The 4,419-nt window shown below is 71.6% G+C and carries 1 protein-coding gene; it reads left to right on the top strand.

Going from position 1 to position 4,419, the window contains the following annotated elements; all coding sequences use genetic code 11:
• Nucleotides 1–4,419 (top strand): SDR family NAD(P)-dependent oxidoreductase (locus tag NBW77_RS21820; protein WP_250280270.1); only part of this gene is annotated, 4,419 nt, incomplete at both ends.

Below are 4,419 nucleotides of genomic sequence, written 5' to 3'. Positions count from 1 at the left end.
CGACATCAGCCATGACGGCGAGACGCCTTCGGCGGGCGCGGGCGGCCTTGCGCACCCGATGCTCGGGGCTTCGGTCAGCATCGCCGATCGGGACGAGCTTGTCGTCACGGGCCGTATCTCCCGCGGCACCCAGCCGTGGCTGGCGGAGCACACGATCCTGGGGGCCGCGATCCTGCCCGGGACCGCGTTCCTCGACATCGTCCTCGCCGCGGCTGAGCAGGTCGGGTGCGATCGGCTGGCCGAGTTGACCGTGCACACGCCGCTCGCTCTTCCAGCCCGCGAGCCGGTCGACATACAGGTCGTGGTGAACCGCCCCGACTCCTCGGGCCGGCGAGCGGTGAGCGTGCACTCCCGCTCGGAGTCCGCTGAGGCCACCAACTCACAGTGGATCCGCCACGCGGTAGGCATGATCGAAACCGCCGCGCGGGACGTTCCCGGCGAGCTCATGCGGGAGTGGCCGCCGTCCGGGGCCGAGAGCGTCGACGTCGCGGACCTGTACGACCTTCTGCGCGAAGCCGGCTTCGACTACGGCCCCACCTTCCAGGGGCTGCGGTCCGCCTGGCGACGGGGTGAGGAGATCTTCGTCGAAGCCGAGCTCGCCGACGACCGGCGGAACACCGATGAGGCATACATCATCCATCCGGCGCTGCTCGATTCCGCCCTGCACGTCCTGGCCCTTCCCGGATTGTTCGGTGACGACGACCAGGCACGCGTGCCGTTCAGCTGGAGCGGCGTGACCCTGCTCGGGTCGGCGACGGACGTGCTGCGGGTGTGGATCTCCCGTGCCGAGCGCGGCTCATTGGCCATCGTCGCCGCGGACGCCACGGGCGAACCGGTTCTCGTCGTGGACTCGCTCGAACTGCGCGCGGTCGCCGACCCCCGGGTCGCCGCGACCGCTCGCGCCGAATCGGTGTTCGAGTGGCTTCACCGGCTGGACTGGGTGGATGTCCATCCCCGCCCAGTCGGCGAAACCGGTCATATCGTCCTTGTCGGCGACGTCGATGGCGGGGGAGTGCCGGCCTACCGCGATCTGGGCGAGCTGCGGGCGGCGATCGATGCGGGTTCCCCTGTGCCCGCGCATGTGATGGCCCCCTACCTCGACCGACCGACGCCGATCACCACGCGGGACGTCCACGCCGCCGCCAACGGGGCATTGCTCCTCTTCCAGGAGTGGCTGGTGGACGAGCGCTTCGCCGCGGCGACACTTACCGTCGTCACCAGGGGAGCGGTGGCCACCGGCCCCGACTCGGCCGTCGCCGACCTCGCCCGCTCCGCCGTGTGGGGCCTCGCCCGGTCGGCGCGGACCGAACACCCCGGGCGCGTCGCACTGGTGGACCTTGACCCAGCCGCGGACACGGCACCGCCCGCCTGGCGTGGGCTCGCGGCCGTGGTCGAGGGACTGGCCGATGGAGAGTGCGCCCTGCGCGGTGGTCGCGTCCTGGCACCGCGCCTCGCGCGGATCGATGCGTCCGGAGCGCCGCGCGGCGTGTCCACCGGAACACCCGGCGGGGCGCGGGCCGGCCTCGCCATCCCCGAGGACGGCTCACCGTGGCGGCTGAGCGTGTCCCGGCGTGGCACGCTGGAGAACCTGGTGGCCGAGCCGCATCCCGCCGCGCGGGTTCCGCTGGCGGCGGGGCAGGTGCGGGTGGAAACGTCCGCGGCGGGCCTCAACTTCCGCGACGCCCTCATCGCGCTCGACATGTATCCCGGCCAGGCGGACATGGGCGCCGAGGGCGCCGGCATCGTGCTTGAGGTCGGGCCCGACGTCGCCGACCTTGCCCCTGGCGACCGGGTGATGGGACTGCTGCCCGGCCAGATCGCGCCGGTGGCGGTGACCGACCGTCAACTGCTCACCTACGTGCCGCCGGAGTGGACGTTCACGGAGGCCGCGGCCGTCCCGATCGCTTACCTCACGGCCTACTACGGGCTGGCCGACTTGGCCGTCGCCCAGCCCGGCGAGTCGGTCCTCATCCATGCGGCGGCCGGCGGCGTGGGTATGGCCGCGGTCGCCCTTGCCCAGTGGCTTGGCCTGGAGGTGTTCGCGACCGCGAGCCCGGCGAAATGGGAAGCCGTCCGGGCGCAGGGCATCCCCGAGGACCACCTCGCGTCCTCGCGCACCCTCGACTTCGAGACACGATTCGCGGAGATCACCGCCGGTCGCGGCGTCGACATCGTCCTGAACTCGCTCGCCGGCGACTTCGTCGACGCGTCCCTGCGCCTGCTGGCCAACGGCGGGCGGTTTCTGGAGATGGGCAAGACTGACGTCCGGCCGGCTGACGCGCTCGCCGACGCCCGTCCCGACGCCCGTCCCGACGCGCGCTACCTGCCGTTCGACATTCTGGACGCCGGATATGAGCGCATCGGCCAGATACTCGACGAGCTGGTCGCGCTATTCCGCGCCGGCCTACGCAGGTCGGCGGAGGTCAAGGCCGTCCCGGTGCGTGATGCCGTGGATGCCCTGCGCGACCTCAGTCAGGCCCGCCACATCGGAAAGATCGTTCTGACGATGCCGGGTGGCGCAGCCGGCGCCACCTCCGATGAACCCGCCCGCGAGGTCTCCCGCCCGCTGCTGGGTGACAGCACTGGCACCGTTCTGGTTACCGGTGCGACCGGCTCGCTCGGTGCCCTCGTCGCGCGGCATCTGGTGGTCCGGCACGGCGCGCGGCACCTGATGCTGGTGAGCAGGTCCGGCGCGAACGCGCCGGGGGCCGTCGCGCTGCGCGACGAGCTGGTCGAGCTCGGCGCCGAGGTGGAGCTTGCGGCATGCGACGTCGCCGACCGTGACCAGCTCGCCGACGCGCTCGCGGCGATCCGCCCTGACGCCGGGCTCGTCGCGGTCGTGCACGCCGCCGGCGTCCTCGATGACGGCATGGTCGGCTCGCTGACCCCCGACCGCCTGGACCGTGTGCTGCGGCCGAAGGTCGACGCGGCCTGGAACCTGCATGAACTCACCCGCGACCTGGACCTGTCGGCATTCGTGCTGTTCTCGTCGGCGACCGCGATCTTCGGATCGCCGGGCCAGGCCAACTACTCGGCAGCGAACGGGTTCCTCGACGCGCTCGCGTCCCACCGCGCCGCAGCCGGCCTGCCGGCGACGTCGATCGGCTGGGGACTGTGGGAGCAGAGCCACGGCATGACCGCGCACCTGTCCGATGCAGACCGTCGGCGCGCCGAGCGCGGCGGCATTATCCCCTTCTCTGCCGAGCAGGGCCTCGCCCTGTTCGACGCCGCCCTGCGGACGGGCGCCGCCTACACGGCGCCGTTGCGGCTCGATCTCGCCGCCCTGCGGCGCGCGGACAGCGCCCCCGCCGTACTCCAGGATTTGGTCCCGGCGTCCCGACGGACGTCCTCGCGCGGCCGGACCCGGCCCCGGGACGCGGGAGCGGGGGCGCTCGTCGAGCGGCTCGCCGCGATGAGCATCGACGAGCGCCGCCGCCACATGCTCGACCTGGTGCGCGGTGAGGCGGCCGTCGTCCTCGGTCACCCGTCCGGCCAGACCGTCGAGGCGACCGGGGTGTTCCGGGGCATGGGGTTTGACTCGCTGGCCGCGGTCGAACTGCGCAACCGTCTGACGGCCGCGATCGGCCTACGGCTGCCCGGAACACTGGCGTTCGACTACCCGACGCCCACCGATCTGGCCGACCATCTCCTGTCCGCGCTGGCCGGTGACGACGGCCAGGTGGACAGTTCGACGGCTTCGGGACGGGCGTCAGTGCCCGACGCCGAAACCGACGATCCGATTGCGATCGTGGGAATGGCCTGCCGCTTCCCGGGCGGCGTGCGCACCCCGGAGGACCTGTGGGACCTGCTGATCTCGCGTGGCGACGGCATATCCGGATTTCCGACGGACCGGGGCTGGGATCTGGCCGATCTCTACGACCCGGACCCGGACAGTCCGGGGAAGTCGTACACGCGGGAAGGTGGTTTCGTCCCAGGCGCCACCGAGTTCGACGCCGGTTTCTTCGATATTTCGCCCCGTGAGGCGTCGGCGATGGACCCGCAGCAGCGGTTGTTGCTGGAGACGTCCTGGGAGGCGTTCGAACACGCCGGCATGAACCCGGACTCGCTGCGGCGGACGCCGACAGCCGTCTTCGTCGGCGCAGGTGGGCAGACCTACTCCGCACTGCTTGAGAAGGTCGCCGAAAACTACGAGGGATACGTGCTGACCGGTAACACCGGCAGTGTCATGTCCGGTCGTATCGCGTATTCGTTCGGGTTTGAGGGTCCGGCGTTGACGGTGGATACGGCGTGTTCGTCGTCGTTGGTGGCGTTGCATCTGGCGGTGCGGGCGTTGCGGGCGGGGGAGTGTTCGCTGGCGCTGGTGGGCGGCGCCGCCGTGATGGGGACACCGACGCTGTTCGTGGAGTTCAGTCGGCAGCGCGGGTTGTCGCCGGACGGTCGGTGTAAGTCGTTTGCGGC

The sequence above is a fragment of the Frankia sp. Cppng1_Ct_nod genome (assembly GCF_920656135.1).
Classification (GTDB): domain Bacteria; phylum Actinomycetota; class Actinomycetes; order Frankiales; family Frankiaceae; genus Protofrankia; species Protofrankia meridionalis.
The sequence above is the reverse complement of the archived record's forward strand: the minus strand, read 5'-3'. Positions and strand labels throughout refer to the sequence as shown.